The organism is Rhodoferax aquaticus (assembly GCF_006974105.1).
GTDB lineage: Bacteria > Pseudomonadota > Gammaproteobacteria > Burkholderiales > Burkholderiaceae_C > Allorhodoferax > Allorhodoferax aquaticus_A.
In genome coordinates, this window is record NZ_CP036282.1 from 2,945,233 (window position 1) to 2,966,506 (window position 21,274).

The 21,274-nt window shown below is 58.3% G+C and carries 22 protein-coding genes and 1 pseudogene; 13 read left to right on the plus strand and 10 right to left on the minus strand.

What is annotated here, in order from left to right; all coding sequences use genetic code 11:
* Nucleotides 1–28 precede the first annotated feature (28 nt).
* From EXZ61_RS13525 to EXZ61_RS13540, 4 genes and pseudogenes are all read right to left on the minus strand, one after another.
* Nucleotides 29–328, minus strand: a pseudogene (locus EXZ61_RS13525) (ABC transporter ATP-binding protein); the annotation flags it as partial.
* Between the two features lie 192 nt (nt 329–520).
* On the minus strand, nt 521–2,254 hold the full coding sequence (locus EXZ61_RS13530; RefSeq protein WP_142812267.1) for an SUMF1/EgtB/PvdO family nonheme iron enzyme: 1,734 nt from the start codon (nt 2,252–2,254) through the stop codon (nt 521–523).
* Between the two features lie 391 nt (nt 2,255–2,645).
* Nucleotides 2,646–3,356, minus strand: coding sequence for a lipoprotein-releasing ABC transporter ATP-binding protein LolD (gene lolD / locus EXZ61_RS13535; RefSeq protein WP_142814245.1), 711 nt, complete (start codon nt 3,354–3,356; stop codon nt 2,646–2,648).
* Between the two features lie 58 nt (nt 3,357–3,414).
* Nucleotides 3,415–4,689: a lipoprotein-releasing ABC transporter permease subunit gene (locus tag EXZ61_RS13540; RefSeq protein ID WP_142812268.1), complete on the minus strand. Its 1,275-nt coding sequence runs from the start codon at nt 4,687–4,689 to the stop codon at nt 3,415–3,417.
* A gap of 125 nt (nt 4,690–4,814) precedes the next feature.
* Here EXZ61_RS13540 and EXZ61_RS13545 point away from each other — a divergent pair, with 125 nt between their 5' ends.
* The 5 genes from EXZ61_RS13545 to EXZ61_RS13565 all read left to right on the plus strand — a co-directional run bounded on the left by EXZ61_RS13545 (nt 4,815) and on the right by EXZ61_RS13565 (nt 8,803).
* Complete coding sequence (locus EXZ61_RS13545; protein WP_142812269.1) at nt 4,815–5,243, plus strand: GNAT family N-acetyltransferase; 429 nt, start codon at nt 4,815–4,817, stop codon at nt 5,241–5,243.
* A gap of 51 nt (nt 5,244–5,294) precedes the next feature.
* Nucleotides 5,295–5,810: a GNAT family N-acetyltransferase gene (locus tag EXZ61_RS13550; RefSeq protein WP_142812270.1), complete on the plus strand. Its 516-nt coding sequence runs from the start codon at nt 5,295–5,297 to the stop codon at nt 5,808–5,810.
* Nucleotides 5,798–6,742 (plus strand): phosphoglycerate mutase, encoded by a 945-nt coding sequence (locus EXZ61_RS13555; protein ID WP_142812271.1) that lies wholly within the window; start codon nt 5,798–5,800, stop codon nt 6,740–6,742. The genes EXZ61_RS13550 and EXZ61_RS13555 overlap by 13 nt, the downstream gene beginning before the upstream one ends.
* Nucleotides 6,739–8,532, plus strand: coding sequence for a single-stranded-DNA-specific exonuclease RecJ (locus tag EXZ61_RS13560; RefSeq protein WP_142812272.1), 1,794 nt, complete (start codon nt 6,739–6,741; stop codon nt 8,530–8,532). Before EXZ61_RS13555 ends, EXZ61_RS13560 begins: the two co-directional genes overlap by 4 nt.
* A gap of 88 nt (nt 8,533–8,620) precedes the next feature.
* Nucleotides 8,621–8,803: a hypothetical protein gene (locus EXZ61_RS13565; RefSeq protein ID WP_142812273.1), complete on the plus strand. Its 183-nt coding sequence runs from the start codon at nt 8,621–8,623 to the stop codon at nt 8,801–8,803.
* Nucleotides 8,804–8,818: 15 nt separating this feature from the next.
* Here EXZ61_RS13565 and EXZ61_RS13570 read toward each other — a convergent pair whose 3' ends face one another.
* Both EXZ61_RS13570 and EXZ61_RS13575 read right to left on the minus strand, forming a co-directional pair.
* Nucleotides 8,819–9,619 (minus strand): substrate-binding periplasmic protein, encoded by an 801-nt coding sequence (locus EXZ61_RS13570; RefSeq protein ID WP_168224766.1) that lies wholly within the window; start codon nt 9,617–9,619, stop codon nt 8,819–8,821.
* 130 nt (nt 9,620–9,749) lie between these two features.
* Nucleotides 9,750–10,310: a cysteine hydrolase family protein gene (locus EXZ61_RS13575; protein ID WP_142812275.1), complete on the minus strand. Its 561-nt coding sequence runs from the start codon at nt 10,308–10,310 to the stop codon at nt 9,750–9,752.
* Nucleotides 10,311–10,411: 101 nt separating this feature from the next.
* Here EXZ61_RS13575 and EXZ61_RS13580 point away from each other — a divergent pair, with 101 nt between their 5' ends.
* Nucleotides 10,412–10,792 carry a 5-carboxymethyl-2-hydroxymuconate Delta-isomerase gene (locus EXZ61_RS13580; protein ID WP_142812276.1) on the plus strand — a complete coding sequence of 127 codons (381 nt, stop codon included), beginning with the start codon at nt 10,412–10,414 and terminating at the stop codon, nt 10,790–10,792.
* A gap of 28 nt (nt 10,793–10,820) precedes the next feature.
* Here the strand turns inward: EXZ61_RS13580 and EXZ61_RS13585 are convergent, their stop codons facing one another.
* Nucleotides 10,821–11,786, minus strand: coding sequence for a LysR family transcriptional regulator (locus EXZ61_RS13585; RefSeq protein ID WP_237218960.1), 966 nt, complete (start codon nt 11,784–11,786; stop codon nt 10,821–10,823).
* A gap of 171 nt (nt 11,787–11,957) precedes the next feature.
* Between EXZ61_RS13585 and EXZ61_RS13590 the strand changes: the two genes are divergently transcribed.
* The 4 genes from EXZ61_RS13590 to EXZ61_RS13605 all read left to right on the plus strand — a co-directional run bounded on the left by EXZ61_RS13590 (nt 11,958) and on the right by EXZ61_RS13605 (nt 15,309).
* A complete protein-coding gene (locus EXZ61_RS13590; protein WP_237218961.1) occupies nt 11,958–12,872 on the plus strand; it encodes a DMT family transporter in 915 nt (304 codons plus the stop codon).
* 50 nt (nt 12,873–12,922) lie between these two features.
* Nucleotides 12,923–13,915 (plus strand): aldo/keto reductase, encoded by a 993-nt coding sequence (locus EXZ61_RS13595; RefSeq protein ID WP_142812277.1) that lies wholly within the window; start codon nt 12,923–12,925, stop codon nt 13,913–13,915.
* A 143-nt stretch (nt 13,916–14,058) separates the two neighbouring features.
* Nucleotides 14,059–14,454, plus strand: coding sequence for a VOC family protein (locus tag EXZ61_RS13600; protein ID WP_142812278.1), 396 nt, complete (start codon nt 14,059–14,061; stop codon nt 14,452–14,454).
* Nucleotides 14,455–14,544: 90 nt separating this feature from the next.
* Nucleotides 14,545–15,309, plus strand: coding sequence for an SDR family NAD(P)-dependent oxidoreductase (locus EXZ61_RS13605; protein ID WP_142812279.1), 765 nt, complete (start codon nt 14,545–14,547; stop codon nt 15,307–15,309).
* Nucleotides 15,310–15,329: 20 nt separating this feature from the next.
* Here EXZ61_RS13605 and EXZ61_RS13610 read toward each other — a convergent pair whose 3' ends face one another.
* A complete protein-coding gene (locus EXZ61_RS13610; protein ID WP_142812280.1) occupies nt 15,330–16,013 on the minus strand; it encodes a hypothetical protein in 684 nt (227 codons plus the stop codon).
* Nucleotides 16,014–16,183: 170 nt separating this feature from the next.
* On the opposite strand from EXZ61_RS13610, the gene bktB reads away from it, so the two are divergent.
* Nucleotides 16,184–17,374, plus strand: a complete 1,191-nt coding sequence (gene bktB / locus EXZ61_RS13615; RefSeq protein WP_142812281.1) for a beta-ketothiolase BktB — start codon at nt 16,184–16,186, stop codon at nt 17,372–17,374.
* A gap of 91 nt (nt 17,375–17,465) precedes the next feature.
* Here bktB and EXZ61_RS13620 read toward each other — a convergent pair whose 3' ends face one another.
* Both EXZ61_RS13620 and EXZ61_RS13625 read right to left on the minus strand, forming a co-directional pair.
* Entirely contained in the window at nt 17,466–19,079 is a 1,614-nt protein-coding gene (locus tag EXZ61_RS13620; protein ID WP_142812282.1) for a diguanylate cyclase, read from the minus strand.
* An 86-nt stretch (nt 19,080–19,165) separates the two neighbouring features.
* Complete coding sequence (locus tag EXZ61_RS13625; RefSeq protein WP_142812283.1) at nt 19,166–19,918, minus strand: 2OG-Fe dioxygenase family protein; 753 nt, start codon at nt 19,916–19,918, stop codon at nt 19,166–19,168.
* A gap of 130 nt (nt 19,919–20,048) precedes the next feature.
* On the opposite strand from EXZ61_RS13625, the gene EXZ61_RS13630 reads away from it, so the two are divergent.
* Both EXZ61_RS13630 and EXZ61_RS13635 read left to right on the plus strand, forming a co-directional pair.
* Nucleotides 20,049–20,612 (plus strand): hemerythrin domain-containing protein, encoded by a 564-nt coding sequence (locus tag EXZ61_RS13630; RefSeq protein ID WP_142812284.1) that lies wholly within the window; start codon nt 20,049–20,051, stop codon nt 20,610–20,612.
* A complete protein-coding gene (locus EXZ61_RS13635) occupies nt 20,612–21,223 on the plus strand; it encodes a YitT family protein (protein WP_142812285.1) in 612 nt (203 codons plus the stop codon). The genes EXZ61_RS13630 and EXZ61_RS13635 overlap by 1 nt, the downstream gene beginning before the upstream one ends.
* Nucleotides 21,224–21,274: the final 51 nt, after the last annotated feature.

Sequence of the window (21,274 nt, forward strand, 5' to 3'; positions counted from 1 at the left end):
TACGCAATGTGGCGAACTCACAGCAAGCTCACCCCATCCGCCCCAACCGCCCCGACACCAGCGTCAGCTGGCGGGTGCAGCGCGCGGCTAAGGTGGTGTCGTGGGTGACTAGGACGAAGGCGGTGCCTTGGGCGCGGGCGAGTTCTAGCATGAGCTCGAACACGCCATCGGCGGTGCTGCGGTCCAGGTTGCCGGTGGGCTCATCGGCCAGCACGCAGTCAGGGTTGGTGACCAAGGCGCGGGCGATGGCTACGCGTTGGCGTTCGCCACCCGACAGCTCTGCGGGGCGGTGGTGCACGCGGTCTTTCAAACCCACCAACGCTAGCATGTGTGTGGAGACCTTGCGCGCGGCGCTTGCAGCTACTCCTTGAATATACAAAAGCCAACTCAGCCAAATTCACTATACAAATTGCAAATCTAGGTTAATCACATATTTTCTAAAATAATTTTTTTGCAAAGCTTCGTTGGATCATTACGAGCCAGCGCGTCACAAAACTACTAGCAACAGAAACAATATGGACTAATTCAAGTCGCGTGCAACACGTATACCCAAATAGTGCCGAGCAAACCCAGGAGCAGCATGCGACCGCGATGAAGCCAGCATTTCTTTAGCGTCATACCCCCAGCTACCGCCGCGGCGCACGCGATAATCACTCTTGCAATCGATTAACCAGGCAGTACCATCCGTTGGTGCATCAGCATAGTCTGGATGATAACAATCCTCAACCCATTCCTCTACATTTCCATACATATCAAACAGACCGAAATTATTTGGCCTTTTCTGAGAAACAGGATGAGACATACCACCACTGTTGGCACCGTACCAAGCAAATTCACCCAATCGATCTTCGTCATCACCATAGCTCCACTTTCCCAAAGCATTAGCTCTCGCAGAGTATTCCCACTCAGCCTCTGTTGGCAAACGATATTTCTTCCCGGTCTTCGCGCTTAGTTTTTTAACGAATGTTTTTGCATCATTCCAACTAATATTTTCGACAGGCAAGTCAACACCCACAGTCTTAAAACGGCTAGGATTACTTCCCATAATATACTGCCATTGACTCTGAGTGACCTCTATTTTGCCAATCCCAAATGCACCAACGGTCACCGTATGAGCTGGAGCTGCATTTGAACCATCGTCAACTCCCATTACATATTTCCCGCCAGACAAAAGAACTACTTCGGGACATTCGAAGCAGTCCTTAATGGTCTTGTTTGACCAACTATTCTTGGTTGACTCTTCCAAAAATACGAGATTTTCCTTCGGTTTTGAAGATGGCTGCACAATATATTTGCTTGGTGGCTCAGTACTACTTGCGGCGCTCTTATTAAGGGTTTGCAAGCGATCCAAATTAATGCGCTCCAGAGCTAACACTCTATTCTTCGCGATAGCAACAAATAAACCCGCTGGAAATTTTTCAATATAAGAATTAAAGTCAGAAATATTATTACTATCCTTGACATAACCCCATAGCGCATGATCATCTGCAGAACTAGAGCCATCGGGACCACATAACGCAAAACAAAAATCACCCTCTATGCTCCCCTCCATCCAAGGCTCTTGCTGATTGGCAGATGCCTGCTTTACTCCGCCGACCACCTTCTTTAGAAGCTGTTCAATAGGCATGTTCACATTTGCCATTTCGCGCAATAAGACCCCGGTGTAGAGTCCATTCCTACCATCGCCGTCGGATGCAACGCTACCTGGTCGCGTTGCAAAAGATACTAAAGTTCCAGACGGCGCGGACTCTCTCGACAATCCACGAGACGATGAACGGAAACCGCGTGCAAATGGATTATCTCGACACGCATCTAGGAACACCAAATTCAATCTTGTCTTTGCATCCGCCAAGGTATCCATTATTTGCTCAGTTGAGAGACTTTGATTTGGAACATCTTCCTCACCATTAATATCCGCATCAACTGCAGGAAAATAATTTTTGCCCTTTATTTGTAGTCCGTGTCCAGCATAAAAAACCAGCGCTACACCACCTGGCGTCAACTTTGAACCAAACTCTCGCAAAGTAGCGCCGATTTGCCTAATGGTTAAATCTTTGCGTTCAACAACGTAAAAACCTAGGCTACCAAGCTTTTTTGCCATGTCATGAGAGTCATTTGCTGGGTTCTTCAGAGGCGCATTTTTATATGATGAATTTCCAATCACCAAAGCTACGCGCGCCTCGATCGGCTGAGCCCAGCAAAAGTGGCTTGCAAGGAAAAACGTATAAGCAATCAACTTGTAAAAAATATTCATAGCTTCACAACAAATAATTTACAAAAGAATAACATTATCGATTTCCATAAATTTCCAACAAAGTAACAGAATCAAATACACCAAATAAAAATAGCCAAAACTTGCAAAACACAGAATTTTTATATTCCGAAAAAAAGATGCGCAGCACAAAAAACAAATATGCAAAATTTATATTTGCGCGAATAACTATTGAAAGCAATTTTTATTATTAAAAAATGGCTTCCGCTTAAAAATCTCAAATGGCTAAACAAGTTTCGCAACTAGAATCAAACGCCTAGTTAGATCAAGAAGCATGGCATCAATTGGGGGATTTTTATTAGTTCATCTGCAAAAACTCAAAACGAACGACAGACTAACGCGCACAGGGAAACCATGCACAACAGAATCCAAGTTAAGTAAGTCGCCCCAACCGCCCCGACACCAGGGTCAACTGGCGGGTGCAGCGGGCGGCTAAGGTGGTGTCGTGGGTGACTAGGACGAAGGCGGTGCCTTGGGCGCGGGCGAGTTCTAGCATGAGCTCGAACACGCCATCGGCGGTGCTGCGGTCCAGGTTGCCGGTGGGCTCATCGGCCAGCACGCAGTCGGGGTTGGTGACCAAAGCGCGGGCGATGGCTACGCGTTGGCGTTCGCCACCCGACAGCTCTGCGGGGCGGTGGTGCACCCGGTCTTTCAAGCCCACCAACGCTAGCATATTCATAGCTGCTTGCGCTGCATCAGCGGGCGCTACACGCCGAATGGTCAATGGCATGGCCACATTGTCGAGCGCACTGAATTCAGGCAGCAGGTGGTGAAACTGGTACACAAAGCCCAGGTGCTTATTGCGCAGACGCCCCTGCTCTGCGGCGCTGCGGCCTGCCAAGGGCTGGCCCAGCAGCTCCACCGAGCCGCTGGTAGGTGCATCAAGCCCGCCCATCAAATGCAGCAGCGTGCTTTTGCCAGAGCCTGAGGCACCCACAATGGCCAGCGTTTCACCACGGTGCACTTGCAGATCTACGCCATGCAGCACGGTCAGGTCTAGGCGGCCTTCGGTAAAGCGCTTGGTGAGCCCTTGGGCGCGGAGCACCACTTCGGTCGATGGCACTGGCTGGGGGGTGCCCGCCATCTCGGCCACCATGCGGTAGTGCGCAGCGCCAAAGGCTTCGGGGCGGGTTGGGGTCATCTCACTCATAACGCAAAGCCTCTGCGGGGTTAACTTGGGACGCACGCCAGCTGGGGTACAGCGTGGCCACAAAGGCCAGCACCAGCGCAATGACCGCAATGGGCACGATGTCGCCCTGCTGCGGGTCGCTCGGCATGCGGCTGATCAGGTAAATGTCTTTGGGCAAAAAGCTGGCCCCCAAGGCCTGTTCTAGCGCGGGCACGATCACGTCAATGTTGTAGGCAATGCCCAGCCCCAACAGCAGCCCGGCCAAGGTGCCAATCACCCCAACCATGGCACCTTGCACCACAAAAATGCCCATGATGCTGCCGGGGCTTGCGCCCAGGGTGCGCAGGATGGCAATGTCAGCCCGCTTGTCGGTCACCGTCATCACCAAGGTACTCACCAAGTTGAATGCGGCCACCGCCACGATGAGCGTGAGGATGATGAACATCATGCGTTTTTCTACCTGCACGGCAGCAAACCATGTGCGGTTTTGGCGGGTCCAGTCGCGCAGGTACAGGTCGCCTGTCATGGTGCGGCTTAGCTCTTCGGCCACTTGGCGGGCTTGGTGCAGGTCGTGCAGCTTCAGGCGTATGCCCGATGGGCCTTCCAAGCGGAACACTTTGGCCGCATCTTGCCAATGCACAAAGGCCATGGCCGAGTCGTACTCGTAGTGGCCTGAGTCAAACAGTCCCACCACCGACATTTGCTTCAAGCGCGGCACCACACCGGCGGGGGTGACTTGGCCACTGGGAGCTACCAAGGTCACTTTGTCGCCCTCGCGCACGCCCAGGCTGCGGGCCAGCTCTGCGCCCAGCACCACACCAAACTCGCCAGGCACCAGCTTGCTCAGCACGCCCGATTGGGCTGCGCTCGACAAGTCGGTGACTTCATGCTCCAAGGCGGGGTCAATACCACGCACCATGACGCCTTTCATATCTTCACCGCGCGCCAGCAGGGCTTGGGCCGCTATAAAAGGTGCAGCACCCATCACTTGTGGGTTGGCCTTGGCTTGGGCGATGGTTTGGCTCACATCGGCCAAGGCTTGGCCGCCTGCAGCGTAGATTTCGATGTGCGACACCACACCCAGCATGCGGTCACGCACTTCCTTTTGAAAGCCGTTCATCACGCTCAGCACAATGATGAGCGCTGCCACCCCCAGCGCAATGCCCAGCATGGACACGCCCGAGATGAACGAGATAAACCCATTGCGCCGCGTAGACCGGCCTGCACGCGTGTAGCGCCAGCCAATCAAAAGTTCGTAAGGAATGTGCTGAAGAAAAGGAATTTTCATGGGCGTATGTGAGAGGTGCGCAATGGTAAGCGGGATTGGCCTGCCGGTTTGTTAGCCAGTGCCCGCAGGGGATTGGCTATGCTGCAGCTCTGATAAACATCTTTCCCCCTACCGCAGTTTGCACCATGGACATTAGCCTCAAAGTGTTTCAACCCAGCGACTATGACGCTGCCATCGCCCTGTGGCACACATCGAGCACCCCTATCAACACGTCTGACGAGCGCGGCCCCATCGAGCGTTTTTTGCAAAGGAACGAGGGCTTGAGCTATGCCGCCTACCAAGGGCATGCGCTAGTGGGCACCATTTTGTGTGGCCACGATGGGCGCCGCGGGTTTATCCACCACTTGGTCGTGTCGCCCGCCTGCAAACGCCGGGGTGTGGGCAAGCAGTTGCTGCACGCTGGACTGGCGGGTCTGCAGGCACAGGCCATCCCCATGTGCCATGTATTGGTGTTCAAAACTAATGCACAAGGCTTGGGCTTTTGGGCCGCCGTGTCCGCCAAGCAGCGCGACGAGTTTGCGCTGTTCTCGCTGGAAACAGGCGTGGCACGCTAGGCCCCCCCCTCTTGCGAGAATGGTAAGCTGGCTGCACACCACCCTAGCCCCATGCCCACGTTCATCACTGCCACGCAAGCGCACGACTGGCCCGCGCTGAAATCTGTGCGACTGCAATCGTTGCGCGAAGCACCGCGCGCCTTTCTTTTGACCCTACAAGACGCCGCCCAATACTCAGACCTCGATTGGCAAATGCGCGCGGCGCACCAAACGCCACCCAAGTACTTCATCGCGCATGACGGCGCAACGCCCGTAGGAATGTGCGGCGCGGTTCTCCAAGAACGCGAAGTGCTGGTGGTGGCTATGTGGGTGGCACCGTCGCACAGAGGCCAAGGGCTGGGCAAGCGGCTCATTCAGGCGGTCGTGGACTATGCGCGCAGCGTGCATGCCGATGCGCTGACTCTGCTGGTGGCGGCCGCAAACACCCAAGCGCGCCAGCTTTACCAATCAGCTGGCTTTACCGAAGCTGCCGATGCAATGGAACCCAACCCCAGCGACCCCGGGCTTAACTTGCACAGCATGCGCCTATCCATTTCACAGGACAATTCGGCCCCATGCACCTCCTGATTCCTTATGCAGCCCCAGATAGCGACGCATGCCGTGCCGCTATGGCGCAGCTACAGCTGCCCCAATTGACGGCGCTGCTGCGTGTGCTCTCGCCCCTGCCCGCTGTGCAACTGGCGCCTGAGAGCCTCTGCGCCGTTGCCGAGCACGTGCAAGCAAGGGCCATGGGCATGCCAGCCGACGATGGCCTGATCCCGTGGGCGGCTTGGGACGCGCAGCGCTTGGGCCTCACGTCCGGCAAGCCTTCAGCAGCCTGGGCGCACATTACGCCCTGCCACTGGCAAATTCATGCCGACCATGTGTCTATGGCCGCGCCTGAGGACTTGGGCTTGAGCGACGAAGAGTCCAGCGCCTTTATGGCTGCTATGCAAGCCTACTTTTTGGAAGATGGCATCCGCCTGCACCCCTTCACCACCAACACCTGGCTGGCCGAGGGCGAGGTGTTCAAGCGACTGCCCACGGCCAGCGTGGAGCGGGTACACGGCAAGTCGGTGGATGCGTGGATGCCCCGCCAAGCGCAGGCCAAAACGCTGCGCCGTTTGCAAAATGAAATGCAAATGCTGCTCTACACCCACCCCTTGAACGACGCCCGCAGTGCGCGCCGGCAAGCCATCGTGAACTCGTTTTGGGTCAGCGGCACCGGTGATCTGCCAGCGCACGCGAACGTCCAAGCGCAAGCCGTGCGCGTGGTGGACACCCTACGCCGCCCTGCCCAGCAAGACCACGCGCAAGCTTGGCTGGCTGCTTGGCATACCCTAGACGCGCAAGAGCTGGCACCGCTGCTGGCCGCTGCACAAAGCGGCCAAGCCGTGCAGCTCACCATGTGTGGCGAGCTAAGCGCCCACAGCTACAGCACCCAGCCCCTGAGCGCCTGGGCCCGCCTCGCCCGCACTTGGCGCACCCCCAAGACCTTATCGATTTTGCAAAGCCTATGAACATTATTCCCCGTGACATTCCTCCCCGTAGCGTGTGGGCGCTTGAGCAAGCGGGTGTGCACCCGCTCTTGGCGCGGCTGTACGCCGCACGGGGCGTCACTAGCAACGAAGAACTGAACGACGCCCTGGCCAAACTGCTGCCGCCCACCACCCTGCTAGGGGCCGACCGCGCAGCCGTCTTGCTAGCCGATGCTATTGCTAACAACTTGCGCCTGTGCGTAGTGGCGGACTACGACTGCGACGGCGCCACCGCATGCGCCGTGGCCGTGCGCGGCCTGCGTTTGCTGGGCGCCAAGCATGTGAGCTACCTGGTGCCAGACCGCGTGGTGGATGGCTATGGCCTGACCGCCCCGATTGCCCAGCGCGTGAAGGACCAAGGCGCTGATGTACTGATTACCGTAGACAACGGCATTGCCAGCCTAGACGGCGTGGCCCATGCCAAGCGCCTGGGCCTGCAGGTGCTGGTGACCGACCACCACTTGCCGGCAGCAGCACCGTCGCCGGGCCGCCCCCAGGCGGGGCACGCCCCCTCGGGGGGCAGTGAGGACACGGCAGTGCCGAACGTGGGGGCCGTTTTGCTCCCAGATGCAGATGTGATCGTCAACCCCAACCAACCCGGCTGCCCATTTGAGAGCAAGTCCATCGCAGGCGTGGGGGTCATGTTTTACGTGCTGATGGCACTGCGCAGCGAACTGCGCCAGCGTGGCGTGTTTGATGCCGCCAGCCAACCCAAGTTAGACGTCCTGCTGCCGCTGGTGGCGCTGGGCACCGTGGCCGATGTGGTGAAGCTGGATGCCAACAACCGCCGCATCGTGGCCCAAGGCCTCAAACGCGTGCGCGCGCTGGCTATGCCTGCGGGACTAGCTAGTCTTTTTATAGCAGCTGGACGCAAGGCGAATGTCGCCACCACCTTTGACTTTGGCTTTGCCTTGGGGCCACGCATCAATGCCGCAGGCCGCTTGAGCGACATGACCTTGGGCATTGAATGCTTGCTGACCGACGATGCTGGGCGTGCCGACGAATTGGCCAAGGCACTAGACAACATCAACCGCGAGCGCCGTGTCATTGAAGGCGATATGCGCGAGCAAGCCATGCACATTGTGGAAGGCTTGTTTGACGAGGGCGACGAGCCGCCACCGGCCGTTTGCGTGTTTGACCCCGACTTCCACGAAGGTGTGGTGGGCATTGTGGCCAGCCGCATCAAAGACAAGTTGCACCGCCCCAGCTTTGTGTTTGCCGCCAGCGCCGCACCGGGCAAAGAACATGAGCTCAAGGGCTCGGGCCGGTCCATCCCCGGCTTTCATTTGCGCGACGCACTCGACTTGGTAGCCAAGCGCTACCCCGGCGTGCTGCTGCGCTTTGGCGGCCACGCCATGGCCGCAGGATGCACCATTGCCGAAGAGCACTTTGACGACTTTGAACAAGGCCTGAACGAAGTCGCCCAAGAGTGGTTAGACGAAGCCACCCTCACCCGCCGCCTAGAAACCGACGGCCCCTTGGCCCCTGAGTACCGCCGGGTCGACCTGGTGGACACCTTGCACAAAGAAGTGTGGGGCCAAGGCTTTGCAGCCCCCACGTTTAGCGAAGAGTTGGAAGTGGTGTCGCAGCGCTTGGTGGGCGAAAAGCATTTGGCGCTCAAGCTCAAGCACCAAGGCGAGCCGGTAGACGGCATTTGGTTTGGCCACACAGACCCCCTGCCCCCCAAAGTGACGCTGGCCTTTCGCTTAGACGCAGACGAATGGCAAGGCGTGCGCAAAGTGAAGTTTCTGATTGAAGGCGCAGATATTTGAATTCAGGGGAAAAGTGCCTGTTGCGCCCATGGAATAAGCGCAAGCAGCTACACAAACCATAGCAACAAAACCACCATAGGGAGAAGCAATGCCACACCCCCGTGAACACCTCAGCGCCGCAGCTATAGCGGCCATGCCCAGCCCCGCTACGGCGCACCCGCTCAACCCCAACTCGGTACGCCTCAAAAAGTCATTGGGCGATGCTGTGGGCTTGACGCAAATGGGGGGGGCACCTGATCACCGTGCCCCCGGGGCGGTGCCACTGCCTTAACTCAAGCGACAGAGTTCACTCCGATTGCATACCGTATTTTTTGTAGATCTTTTTGCGTGCGCCACTCGACGTGACTTTGGCAAGTGCCAGATTGAACTCATGGGCCAGCGCTTCTGCCCGGGGCCAGTTTTTTGAGAAAGCCAAATACATGGGCAACTCGGTGCCAATGAGCGTGGGCATGTGGTCTATGCCAGTCAGGTCTGTGGCATGGGTTTTGATGAGGTATTGGCACACACTAAGTTCGCAAATAACTACATCGACAACCCCTCTTTGCAGGCCTTTCAGGCTAGACAAATCAGCAGAGGCCCCATACGACGGCACCACCGCTTTGAACTGCTTGGCCTGCACGGCTTGAGTGAATACCTCAGGGTAAGCAAAACCCGCCGATATACCAACGGTGTAGGCGCTCAAATCTGCCAACGACTGCCATTGCAGGGCTTGGCTCTTGCGCTTGAAGAACACCATTTTGGAACTGCTAATGGGGTCTGAAAACACAAAGTTTTGCATACGCTCCGGGGTTTTGATCACGCTGTAAATAGCGGCGAACTCTCCCTTGGCCCCCTGCTGCTCTACCCGCGCCCACGGTTGAATACGGATACTGGCGCTCAGTTGCATGCGCTCGAATGCGGCTTGGATGACTTCGGTATCTGCGCCGGTTGCCATGCCTTGGGCGTCAGCAAACTCAAACGGGGGCCAATCGGTTGCGGCCAAAGGCAAGGTCTGCGCTAAAGCACTAAGCCCACATGTTTGTAGCGCAGCACACAGAAGCCAGCGCGCGGCAGACTGAGTTACTGATGCCAAGCTCAATGTGTCCATAAGTCTCTGTGCGTGACGCGGCATGGTCTACGACCAGTGCTTGAGCGCCCTCAATAAAGTACGTATTGGGCGCCAAAACCTCGCCTTCTGCAAGCAGGTTTTCGCACACACCGACTGGGTCGCACGAGGTCTATTGCGAGGGAACCGGCACAGCGTTGCTCAACACTTCGCTAGTGGTCAGCACCCGTAGCACCCGGCCCGCGGGCGGAGCTAAATGGGTCCACACCCAGTTGTGGTGGGTGACGATGGCCTGGGCACTGAGGTGGGGCCGATCTCCTGTGGTGTGGCCGTCGGCCAATGCCGTGACATCAAAGCCCGCAGACAGGGCCGCGCGCACGGTGCTGTCCACACAAAACTCAGTTGCCATGCCGCTGATGGTGATGTGACCCACGCCCAACCCCTGCAAAAGAGCGGATAGCGTGGTCTGCACGAAGGAATCGCAAGCCGATTTGTCCACCACATGGTCCGTGGGCAGCACTGGCAAACGTGCATCAATTTGCCAGCCTGGGCTGCCCACAGGTGCCTCTTCATTCTTGTGGCGCACAAATACCACGGCGTCGCCACGCGCACGGTAGTGCTGCGCTACTTGGTTGATGCGCGCCAACACGCCCTCCAAATCAAAGCGCCCGGCGCTGGGCTGCAGCCACTCGGTTTGCATATCGATGACAAGGAGCGCGTTTTTGGTTTGCATAGGGTTTGCGGGGTGATAGACACGGGCACAGGGTATAAACAGTGACGGTATCGTAGTTGACGGGCCGTCAACGTTTTTGCCCACCTTGCCACACCTCAGCCATGCCCCACTTCACCCTAGAACACACCACCAACCTGCCAGCCCTGGACGCCCAAGCGCTGCTGCGGGCTGCCAACCAAGCCCTGTTTGCCTCGGGGCAGTTTGGCGCGGAGATTGACATCAAAAGCCGTGCGATTCCTTTGGAAGCATTTGCCGTAGGCACAGCAGGCGATGGCTTGCGTGGCTTTATCCACGGCAAGCTGGCGATTCTGAGTGGCCGTAATGCGGAGATCAAACGCCAGTTGTCCGAGGCGGTACTTGCAGCCATTGAGGCCCAGTACTCTGTACCCGACCATATGGATGTGCAAATCAGCGTGGAAATTGTGGACCTTGACCGCGCTGCATACGCCAAAGCGGCGCACACCCGGCGCAGCGCGACCTAAACAGAGGGTGCTTTGCGCGAGCGCCCCACTACGCTACCAGGTAGTCAATCAGGGCTCGCGTTTTCAGAGGCAGATGCGGCCCCGGCGTGTACACCGCATACACCGTGCCGGTGTAGGGCTCACCCATCGCCCAATCGGGCAAGACATGATGGACCGCACCACTGGCCAGTGCCGCTTGCGCACTGAAGTCTGGCACCAAGCCTATGCCGCCATGGGCCTGGACCATGGCCATGATGGCCGCGCTGTTGTTCACCGCGGCGCGGCTGGCCACCTTGACCTGCACGGTGTCGTCTAGTGCGACAGACTCCGAGCGCTTGCCCTTACCTTGGCCTGTGGCCTTGCCTTTGGGTGGCGTCTTGGCATCTGCGCCCTGCGCCAATGGGTGCAAGGTCCACGTGTCTCCATAGGCACCATAGCCTAGGTAGATGCAGGCGTGGGTTTGCAGGTCAGCGGGATGGGCGGGCACACCGTACGTAGCCAAGTAATCAGGGCTTGCCACCAGCACATAGCGCATGGCGCACACCGTGCGCGCTGCCAGCGTTGGGCTGAGCTCGCGCGAGATGCGAATGGCAAGGTCTACCCCGTCTTCCACCAAATCTACATTGCGGTCCACCAAGCTCAGCTGCACCGATACATCGGGGTAGCGTGCCAAAAATCCCGGCAATCGCGGGGCCAGCCATACCTGGCCAAACACCACGGGGGCGGTAAGCCGCACCAGGCCGTTAGGCCGCGCGCTGTAGCTGCCCGCCAGCGTATGCACTTCGCGCGCGGTTGACAGCATGCGGGCGCACCCCGCGTAGACCTGCGCGCCCAGTTCGGTGAGTTTGATAGAGCGCGTGGTGCGCTGCAACAGCCGCCCACCTAGCTGCTGCTCTAGCCGCGTCACATGGCGACTCACTGCAGAGGTGGTGAGGCGCAATTGGCGTGCAGCAGCAGAAAACCCACCGCTGTCCACCACCTGCGAAAACACAGCCATCTCGTTGAGCATTTCCATGTAGTTCTCCTTGCCGTGGCCCGATTGGGGTACTGCAGCCTGCTGCACAAACCACAGCGGCGCGCTCAACTGTTGAATTTTTTACAACAGTTATTTGATTATTTACCGAATTGTTATTCCATTCAAGGCAAACCATACTTGCGCCATCACCGCACAACAGCCTCTTCAACTATGGCCCATACTCTTTCACGCACTCAACCCTCCCAGCTACCCCAAGGCGGTGCTTGGCGCATGGCGCTTGCGATGACCTTATCCGGCACCATTGGGCTTTTGGTCATAGCCAGCGGCCAAAGCGCCTGGAGTGTGGTGTGGTTTCGCTGCCTGATCGGCGCTGCAGCCCTGCTCATTTGGCTGAGCATGCAACGCGGCTGGAAGCCGATGAACCGCAGGGCAGTGGCTTGGCTACTGGTGGGCGCCGTGGCCTTGATCGTGAACTGGCTGTTTTTGTTTACCAGCTACCGCCTGAGCGGCATCGCCATTTCCACCGTGGTGTACCACGTGCAACCTTTCTTCTTGATCTTGCTCGCGGCGATGGTGCAAGGTGAGGCGCCCCAGTGGCAAAAAATGCCGTGGCTGGTGCTGGCCCTCTTAGGTGTAGCCCTCACCACAGGGCTGCAATGGGGTGGCCCCATGCAGGCAGACATGCTGCAAGGTGTCGCGATGGCACTCGCCGCTGCTCTGCTGTATGCAGTGGCCACGCTGGCCACCCGCAAGCTCAGTGGCATAGCCCCGGCGCAAATTGCTGGACTGCAGCTCTTGCTCGGTGTGGGCTTGCTGGCACCTTGGGCCAATTTTTCCATCAGCAGTTTCACGCCCACCGCATGGGCCTCGCTACTCACCCTAGGGCTGGTGCACACAGGGCTCATGTACAACCTGATGTACGCCGCGTTTCAGCGCTTGAGCGCGCAACGAATTGCGGCTCTGTCCTTCATCTACCCCTTGGTGGCTATCGCCGTGGACTTGCTGGTGTTTCGCCTGGTGCTACAAGGCACACAAGTGCTGGGCATGGGCCTGATCTTGCTGGCCATCGTGGCGCACCAACGCGACTGGGTGTTCCCATGGCCACGCGCTAAGGCGGCTGCCTAAGCAGCCCTCCCCGACATACGACAAGTGCTTCTTACAACCAAGGTAACCCAATGACTACACCACAGATTCCACAACGCGCATTGGGCACACAAGGCTTAAGCGTCAGCGCCATAGGCCTGGGCTGCATGGGCATGAGCGATGCCTATGGCCCGGCCGATGAGGCCGAGTCCATCCAAACCATCCACCGGGCCCTGGACCTGGGCATCAACTTCTTTGACACGGCCGAGCAATACGGTCCCTATGCCAACGAAACCCTCTTGGGCCGAGCGCTTAAGGGGCGACGCGCTGGCGTGGTACTGGCTACCAAATTTGGCTTTGCCATTAACAACGGGCAAGTGCAAGGGCTCAACAGCCGCCCCGAGCACATCCGCACTGCGGTGGAAGGCTCGCTCCAGCGCTTGCAAACCGATGTGATTGACCTGCTGTACCAACACCGGGTCGACCCGCAAGTGCCCATTGAAGACGTGGTGGGCGCCATGGCCCGCTTGGTAGAGGAAGGCAAAGTGCGCTACTTGGGGCTATCAGAAGCCGGGGTTGCCAACATCCGCCGCGCACACGCCACCCACCCTATCAGCGCGCTGCAAAGCGAGTACTCCTTGTGGGAGCGCAATTTGGAAGCCGATGTCTTGCCCGTGCTGCGCGAGTTGGGCATTGGGCTGGTGCCCTTTGGCCCGCTGGGGCGGGGCTTTTTAACGGGTACCGCCAAGCGCGCTGAAGACTACCCCGCCAGCGACTTTCGCCACCTGGACCCACGCCTGCAAGGCGACAACTATGACGCCAATATGCGCGCGGCCCAAGCCGTGCACACCATGGCACAAGCCAAAGGCGTGACGCCGGCACAACTGGCACTGGCGTGGGTCTTGCACAAGGGCTCAGACCTCGTGCCCATCCCGGGGACCAAACAACGCAAATACTTGGAGCAAAACGTGGCGGCCTTGCAGGTGACCATCACGCCGTCCGAAATGGGCGCTTTAGAAGCATCCATGGCTCAAGTGAGTGGCATGCGCTACAGCCCTGAGCGCATGGCCAGCGTGGACCGCTAAGGACTAGCTGCACGCCGATGACTTTGTTCCGTTTCGCAAAACTTGTGTAATGTGTGTCATCTCTTGCAGCGGTTTGGTGCCTTGGAACGACCGACTTCGGGCACCCGCCCCTTTACTCCACCCTCCACCTCAAAGGGATCAACTTGTTTTCTCATATCTTTGTGGGCGTCAGTGACTTTGATCGGGCACTCGCTTTCTACGAGCCTTTGATGTCTGCCTTAGGTATTCAAGCGCGGTTTTGCGACACAAGCCGCCCGTGGGCAGGCTGGCATTCAGGCGACGGGGCTAGACCCCTGTTTCTCATGGGTGTGCCCCACAACCAGCAAGCGCACGATCCGGGCAATGGGCAAATGGTGGCATTTCTGGCACCGAATCGCGAGACGGTCAGAATTGTTTACGACACGGCCATAGCCAACGGGGGCTACTGCGAGGGCCTGCCAGGTCTGCGGCCTCAGTACCATGCCGACTACTACGGAGCCTATGTTCGCGACCCGGATGGCAACAAGCTCTGCTTTGTGTGCCACACACCAGAGGTCTAGGGCCTAGGGATGGCCAGCCACGCAAGAGACCGTTTGCCAAGGCTGCGATTGAACCCGTTACAGTGACGCACCTACCTAGTCGAGCCTGATATGGACACACCACGCACACACCTCTTCGTTTTAACTGGCGCATCGCGCGGCATGGGCTTGGCCATGGCACAGCAACTTTTGGCGGCGGGCCACACGGTGGTGTGCATGTCACGCAAAACCGAAAGTAGCTTGGACACATGGGCAAGCTCCCACAAAGCCACCGTTGTGCAATGGAGCCAAGATTTAAGCGACAGTGCGGGTGCCAGTCACCGCCTGAGCGCATGGCTTGTTGGCACCCAAGAGGCGCAATGGGCCAGTGCCACGCTGATCAACAACGCCGGGGTGATACCTGCTTTGGTGCCCCTGCGGGAGGCGCAGGCCGACGACCTAGCGCATGCGTTACGCGTGGGCTTGGAGGCCCCCATGGCCTTGTGTGCCGCGTTTCTGCAGGCGACCTCAACGTGGCAAGTGCCACGCAAGATTTTGAACGTGTCCTCGGGCTTAGGCCGCCGGGCTATGGCATCGCAAGCGGCCTATTGCGCGGCCAAAGCGGGCATGGACCATTTCACCCGCTGCCTCGCTTTGGACGAAGCATTGCTGCCGAACGGCGCCAAAGTGTGTTCGCTTGCACCGGGCGTGATCGACACCGATATGCAAGTGCAGCTGCGAGGTGCGGATGCAGCGCATTTTCCGGATCGCGCGAGCTTTGAAGGTCTGCACAGCCATGGACAGTTAAGCAGCCCCGCTGACGCTGCGAAGAAGGTTTTGGCCTACCTGGCCAGAGCGGACTTTGGTGCCCATGCCGTGGGTGACGTGCGCGACTGAAGGCAGCACATTCCAGCCCACTATGGTGCCAACACGCGCACTTGTATGAGTTTTTGCTCGCTCGCCCCTTTGGAGCCTGCACTGTAGGTACCCGGTTGTTGCACCGGCACGCGCCCGCCGGTCACCGCGATGGTGGTCCAAACGCCCAAGGGCACGGCCACGGTGGTGGCTAAACGCTGTGTGCCAGGGTTGGGCAGATTGCCCCGCGCGTTGTCGGGCAGGCTAGCCACATCGACTTCAAGCTCCAAGACAGCAGGTGCTGCACCGCCGGGCCAACGCACCAAGGCACTGATGCTTTGGCCGGTATCAGCCCAGGTCAGCGACTGACTCAAGCCTTGGCCTTGGGTGCTGCTGCTGTCGCCATTGCTTGCCGCCGATGCGCTAGAGCTCGTGACTGCGGATTTAACCCATTGCACTGGCACGGCGGCGTTGAGCTTGAGTTGTGCACGCTCCCCATTCATGACAAACACCTTTTGTACTTCTGGCAGGTCTTCATGGGTGGCAAGTGTTCGCACGGTGTTGGCGGAACTTGGGGGGTAGCGCTGAGCAGCTTGCTCTTCGCTTAGCACCCACAACTCTACGGTCATGTTGCGCTGTGGCAATTTGGCCAACGCGCTGCTGGCTCCAAACGCTACCAGCAACAACACCAGCGCAGCGGCTGGGCGCTTACCAAAAGCAGCGAAGAACGTGTGCAAACGGGCCATAGTCCAGCATACGCGTTTTCGGCTGCAATCTCTAGAACAACTTGCGGGGCAAACTGAGCGCTTTTTCAAGGCACACTGTGCGATGTATATCGCTAATGGCCAAGGCATGTGGAGTGCTTTAAACGTGGCCTATCACTTTTTTACGTATTTCTTTTCAAGAGGAGTTTGCTATGTCCCGTGAAGTCGTCGTCGTCAGCGCTGTGCGCACCGCCATTGGTACCTTTGGGGGCAGCCTCAAAGACACTCCCGCCACCGACCTGGCTGCACACGTGGTGCGCGAATCACTAGCCCGCGCCAATGTTGAAGGCAAAGACGTGGGCCACGTTGTGTTCGGCCATGTGGTCAACACCGAGCCCAAGGACATGTACCTCAGCCGCGTCGCTGCCATCAACGGCGGCTGCGCCCAGGAAACCCCGGCTTACAACGTGAACCGCCTGTGCGGCTCGGGCCTGCAGGCCATTGTGAACGCCAGCCAGAGCATTCTGCTGGGCGATGCCGAGGTAGCCATTGGCGGTGGCGCCGAAAACATGAGCCGCGCGCCCTTTGCTTCCCTGAACATGCGCTGGGGTGCCCGCATGGGTGACACCAAGATGGTGGACATGATGATAGGCGCCCTGCACGACCCCTTCCACGCGATTCACATGGGTGTCACGGCCGAAAACATTGCCGCCAAATGGGGCATCAGCCGTGAAGAGCAAGACGCACTGGCCGTGGAAAGCCACCAGCGCGCCCAGAAGGCCACAGCCGCTGGCTACTTCACCAGCCAAATCACGCCTGTCATGCTCAAGAGCAAAAAAGGCGAAGTGGCCTACGCTACCGACGAGCATTTCCGCCCCGACTGCAAGCTCGACGACATGAGCAAGCTCAAGCCCGTCTTCATCAAAGAAAACGGCACCGTGACCGCGGGTAACGCCTCCGGCATCAATGACGCCGCGGCCGCCGTGGTACTGATGGAAAAGCGCGTGGCGCAGGCGCGCGGCCTCAAACCCTTGGCCCGCTTGGTGGCCTATGCCCATGCGGGCGTGGACCCCAAGTACATGGGCATAGGCCCGGTGCCCGCGTCCAAATTGTCCTTGCAAAAAGCCGGTTTGACGGTGCACGACCTCGACGTGATTGAAGCCAACGAAGCATTTGCAGCCCAAGCCTGCGCGGTCACCAAAGACCTAGGATTGGACCCCGCCAAGGTCAACCCCAACGGCTCCGGCATCTCGCTGGGTCACCCCATCGGTGCCACTGGCGCAGTGATTACTGTGAAGGCTTTGTATGAGCTGGAGCGCATCAATGGCCGCTACGCGCTGGTGACCATGTGCATTGGTGGTGGACAAGGCATTGCAGCCATCTTTGAGCGCGAACGGCAATAAGCCTGAGTCGACCCGCGCAGTTCGCTATTATTTAAATAGCAAACTGCGCTTATGGAATGGGCGGCTGCAGCCCTTTTGACCTTGCGGTGTTCTAAAAATCCGGCTCACAGACTTTGATCTGGTTTCGGCCACTGCGTTTGGCGTCGTAGAGGGCATCGTCTGCCTGTTTCACCACCCTGTCGGAGACCATGCCCACATGCCACTGGGCAATGCCGCAGGAGAACGTATTGGTAAACGTGCCCGTGTCATGGGGGTGCGAAATATGGCTGAAGTCTGCACGGATTGCGTCTAAAAATTGCCGCGCGTGGGCCAAAGAAGTGCCAGGCAACACCACCAAGAACTCTTCACCACCGTAGCGGCCCACCGCATCGGTTTTGCGAAGGCGCTGCTTGAGCAACCACGCCAGGCTGCGTATCACCTGATCGCCCGCGGGGTGTCCATAGCTGTCGTTCACCTTTTTAAAGTAGTCGATATCGACCATAGCCACACACAATGCCGTGCCTTGCGCCAACGCACTGCGAATGGCCGTGTCCACTTGCTGCTTGGAGGAGGTGTGGTTGAGCAGCCCGGTCAGGCTGTCTTGGTACATGGTGCGCCGCAGGCTGCGATAGCGCTCAATCTTGCTCTTGACCACCGCGTTCAAGACCACGGGGTTAAACGGCTTGGTCAAAAAGTGGTCGCCCCCCATGCGCAAGGCGTCCACTTGCAAAGCCACATTGGTTTCGCCCGACAGGTAGACAACGGGGATGGACAAAAACTCTGCATGCTGGCGAATCACCCGTGTCACTTCGACGCCAGTGCAGCCTGGCATGTGCATATCCATGAGCACCAAGTCAGGTTGAAACTGCATCAAGTGGGTCAGCACGTCTTGCGGTCTAGTGACGGCTTGCGACTCAATCCCCCCTTCGGTCAGCGTGCGACGAATCAATGCGCTGGCGGTTTTGGAGTCTTCCACGACCAGCACGCGGTAAATCGGCTCCTCCTCGGTATTGCAGAGTTTGACAATACGCTCCATGACCAGCGCGTGGGCGGTTTCACTGGAAAAGCAGTAGTCACACCCCGCACGCAAGGCGGTATTGATGGCATCAAAGTCTGCGGCCAGGCTTACCCCCAGGATGCGGGTGGCAGAGAACCGCTCACGCAGGTCATGCACCGCGTCAGCAAAGGCGGACCCACTAAAACCATGGGCATCCACCAACACAATAGAAGGCTCTTGGCGTGCCGCTAAGCAATGCTCCAGCGAACAGCACTGGGCTTGGATATTGAAGTACCCGGTCTGCCCGATCAAGGGCGCCCAGTGATCAGGGTGATGCGTGACAAACCGTATGGTTTTGGGCGGTGCCACGCTGGCGTGAAGGCCCACGCCTTGGTGTTCTCGGCGCTCTAACAGCGTAGAGGCATGGTCCTGGATGTAGGTGAGTACACGGGCCCCCAACTCAGCCATTTGCCCATCCAAGCTGAGCTTGGCATCCGCAGGGAATGGTCCACCACTCCACGTGTCAAGCACCGCGAGCACCAGCTTTTCGATGCCGAGCGCTGATTGCTTCAGGCCCGGCAAGCCATTGGCGGCGAAGAACTCCGTCGTGCTGGCTGAAGCCACGGCGAACTCAACAAATCGATCAAACACAGGCGCTTGGACCAAGGCCTGCCATTTGGAGGCAAGGTCATCGCACTTTTTCTGCAGCTCTACCGAGGAACAAGCCATGGGGCTCCTAGAGTTGGGTCTAAGGTTGAACTGTGCACCGCGCGAGACCTGGCTCCACAGGGGCAAAGACGGTAGGTTCGCCCCGCTTAGCCGGGCGTTGGCGTTTCATCTTGGAAGCCGCCGCCCCGCAAGGTCACCACCAAGGTGTCACGGTAGGCACCATCTTGCTCGGGCTGAATGGGGGTGGACTCATGGATGACCTTGTTGTCATCCAAAAGCAAGACCGACCAAGGCTCGGTCAAGGTAAAGCGCTGGCCGTTGGGGCCCGCCGCGTCAAACACGCGAGTTTCCCCGCCCTTGACCCCATGGCGTGCGACAAGGAACACCGCAACCAAGTCAACGCCGTCCCGGTGGGCACCTTCGGGCGTGGGGCGCCCTATGCCATCCGTGGTGTCAATGCGAAACTGGTGCGCCTCTGCATACCAAGTTTGTGGGCCTTTGAGGCCCGAGCACACCTGTGCCAACCAGACCAATAGCTTTGCCCAGTCAGCTTGGTTCACCATCGCTGGTTCCATCGGGTCGAAGTGCCGCTGCATGCCTCCGTGCAGCGCGTTGTAGTCCACAGGCTGCCAATGGGGACGATGCGGTGCTTGCATGGCGTGCAAGCCGTCAATCACAAAACTAGAGTGCCGCCTGCGCCTGTAGCGCCCGCCGTCTTTCAAGTAGGCGTCTGGCGGTAGCGTGTTCCACAAACTGCACCAATCCAAGAGCTGATCGGGGTTCACCTTGGCTGCGTCCGTCATTTGCTGGGTACCCAAAACGGCAAAGCCTTGCGTCTGAAGTACATCGCCCAATGCTTCGGCACGCGATAGTGAAGGAGGTGGAAACGAAACAGTCATAACAATAAAGGGGGCTAGACAACGCAATAGGGAGCCCATTATCGGGCTGGAATTTGGCAGCTGTCTGATGTGCGTCAAAGTGCCGGACCTTGAGAGGCAATATGGTTGAAGCTCTGCAACGGAGAACCCCATGCCCCAGCCAAACCCAGCTAACACCCACCACGCCATCATGGTGTGGAGCGACGCCCTTTCGCTCAACTTGCCCCTGATGGACGATGTTCATCACGAGTTCATTGATCTGCTCGCTGTGGTGGCGCAGGCCCCAGATGCCGAACTGGTGACCGCGTGGAGCACCTTGATAGACCATACCGAGGCCCATTTCGCCGGCGAAGACCGGTGGATGGAGCAGACCGGCTTTTCTTCCAGCAACTGCCACTCCTCCCAACACAAGGTCATTCTGCAAATCATGCGCGAAGGTTTGCAACGCGGTCGCCAAGGCGAGCTGGACGTGGTGCGCCAAATGGCGTTTGAGCTGGGCATGTGGTTTGCCCACCATGCGCAAAGCATGGATGCCGCTTTGGCCCTGCACCTGCGCAACGTGGGCTTTGACCCCGCAACCGGTCGTATTGCCCAGCCCCAAGCGCTGCCCATGCAGGCGATTCACGGTTGCGGCGGTGACTCTTGCTCCGACACCCAGCCCCCCGCTCGCTCTCGCACGCAAGCTGACGCAGAGTTGCTAGCCGAACCCGCGTAATGCAGGCACCGTCGCCTTCGCTCAAGCACAAACCCTACGAGGACATCCAAGCACTGGTTACAGGCAGCTTGTTTGTCGCGTTTGGGGTTCTGATGTTTGGCCACACCGGCTTGCTGACGGGTGGCACGGCTGGTCTCGCGTTTCTCGCCCACTATGCAAGCGGCTGGAACTTTGGCGCTCTGTTCTTCATCATCAACCTGCCGTTTTATGGCCTGGCCTATAAGCGCATGGGCAAGGCATTTACCTTGAAAACGTTCAGCGCTGTGGGCTTGCTGTCGGTCTGGACCAATGTGTTGCCGAGCGTGGTGCAGTTTGAGCAACTCAATCCGTGGTTCAGCGCAGTCATGGGAGGCCTGCTCATGGGGGCTGGCATGCTGATTCTGTTTCGCCACCGTGCAAGCTTGGGAGGCCTGAACGTGCTGGTCTTGTATTGCCAAGAGCGCTTTGGTTGGCGCGCAGGCAAAATTCAAATGGCCATTGACTGCAGCATTGTGCTGTGTTCTCTAGCCTTGGTGGACTGGCACAGTGTCTTGCTGTCCGTCTTGGGCGCGGTCATGGTCAATCAAACACTGGCCATCAATCACCGCGCTGGGCGCTACATAACACTATAAATTGTGTAGCACATGGCGCTTACCCCGTAAGCGCAAACGCCGAAAAAGCCA